The organism is Halorubrum tibetense (assembly GCF_042661865.1).
Taxonomy (GTDB): Archaea; Halobacteriota; Halobacteria; order Halobacteriales; family Haloferacaceae; genus Halorubrum; species Halorubrum tibetense.
This window is the reverse complement of sequence record NZ_JBHSWW010000412.1, coordinates 1-1561: the sequence shown is the minus strand read 5'-3', so window position 1 is coordinate 1561 and position 1561 is coordinate 1. Positions and strand designations below refer to the sequence as shown.

Annotated in this window: 3 protein-coding genes and 1 pseudogene; all 4 read right to left on the bottom strand. The window is 70.0% G+C overall.

Annotation, left to right across the window (positions count from 1 at the left end):
• Positions 1–234 precede the first annotated feature (234 nt).
• Complete coding sequence (locus tag ACFQEU_RS15675; RefSeq protein WP_379783679.1) at positions 235–567, bottom strand: hypothetical protein; 333 nt, start codon at positions 565–567, stop codon at positions 235–237.
• Between the two features lie 85 nt (positions 568–652).
• Positions 653–1009, bottom strand: coding sequence for a fluoride efflux transporter FluC (locus ACFQEU_RS15670; RefSeq protein WP_379783677.1), 357 nt, complete (start codon positions 1007–1009; stop codon positions 653–655).
• On the bottom strand, positions 1006–1353 hold the full coding sequence (locus ACFQEU_RS15665; RefSeq protein ID WP_379783675.1) for a fluoride efflux transporter FluC: 348 nt from the start codon (positions 1351–1353) through the stop codon (positions 1006–1008). The genes ACFQEU_RS15670 and ACFQEU_RS15665 overlap by 4 nt, the downstream gene beginning before the upstream one ends.
• A 72-nt stretch (positions 1354–1425) precedes the next feature.
• Positions 1426–1561, bottom strand: a pseudogene (locus ACFQEU_RS15660) (ATPase); the annotation flags it as partial.

The following is a 1561-nucleotide window of genomic DNA, read 5'->3' as shown; positions in this document are numbered from 1 at the left end:
CGTTCGCGGGGCGCGACGTGCTCGTCGGCGAGGCCGTCGAGACGCTCGCCGACGGGTTCGGAACCGCACTCCGCCGGTTCTACGAGCCACACCCGTGACTCCGTCCGCTAACGCCCCTCTCACGTCCGCCAGCCCTCTCACGTCCGCCAGCCCTCTCACGTCCGCCAGTCCTCTCACACCTGCCACCCCGGTCGTCGGCCGGGCCGCCGTGCTGGCTACCGGCCCGGGTCGCGGTCAGTCCACGTACCGGGCGAACAGGTAGTAGACGACGGCGAGGACGGCGGCGAGAACGATCCCGAGCCCGGTGAAGGCGGCCGCGAGCCGGGGAAACACCATCCAGAACGCGATGTAAAACGAGAAGGCGAACGCGAACAGCGCGGCGATCACTACCCCACGCGTCGGGTTCTGAACCGCGGCGACGAACACCCGTTGCGGGAGCGACAGGTCGGCGAAGTCGACCTCGCCGACCGCGTCCGGATCGGGGGTCGGAGCCGCTTCCTCGCGGGCGTCGTCGGACTCCCCGATCACCGATCGCTTCCCGTCCGAGTCGTCGCCGTCGTCAGTCACGCTCGCGAGTACGGTCCGTATCCGCCTGTATCTATCGTTCGACGTACGATCCTGCGCCCACCGTCGTCCCCGACCACACCGGAGGTCAGCTGATGGCGAGACCGAGACTCGACCCGGCGAGGAGCGCGGCGACCGCAGCGACGACGCTACCGACGGCGAACCGCGTCGCGACGACGGGTTCTCCGCGCTCCGCGGTCATCACGGTCTCGACGGCGAACGAGGAGAACGTCGTGAACGCGCCACAGAACCCGACACCGACCGCGAGTCCGACGACGGAGTCGACCGGCGCGGCGATCACTGCACCGAGCGCGAAGCTCCCGGCCGTGTTGACGACGACGAGCGACCACCGGCTCTGAATCCTTAACGCGACCGCGTGGCGAGCCACCGCGCCCAGTGCTCCGCCGAGACCGACAGCCATCGCGGCGACGAGCGACCCCGTCACCGTCGCCTCCCGACGGTCAGTCCGGCGACCGCCGCAGCGAACCCCGCTCCGTAGCTGACGAGGACGTATCCCGTCCCCGCTATCGTACCGAATGTGATCGCGTCGGCGGCGAACGCGCTGTACGTCGTGAACGAGGAGATGAAGCCGGTTGCGACGAACAGCCGGACTCGGACGGTCAGCGTCCGTGTCACGGCAACCCCGAGCAGGAAACACCCGATGACGTTCACGAGGAGGGTCCCGATCCCAGTCACGTCGCCGCTCGCGACGTCGACGGCGTACCGTGTTACGGCCCCGAGGAACCCGCCGACTGCGACAATCCCGGCCCCGACGACCGTCCGTTCCATGTCCGACCGGTCGCCGTCGCCGGTGTTGTGCGTTCCGATCGTTCCGGCGGGTCGTGAGCCGATCGGAGCCGCTCAGTCGGCGTCGATGTCGACGCCGCTGGCCGCCGGGCTCCCGCCGCCGTGTGGCGTTCGTCGCCGCCGTATCCGGAGGGTGTGTGCCGTCTCCGTCGCGTCGTCGACGACGAGCGCCTCGCCGGTCCCCGTCGGT

Coding starts and splice junctions, on each gene's coding strand:
- ACFQEU_RS15665 (WP_379783675.1), bottom strand. CDS start 1,353: ATGGAACGGACGGTCGTCGGGGCCGGGATTGTCGCAGTCGGCGGGTTC.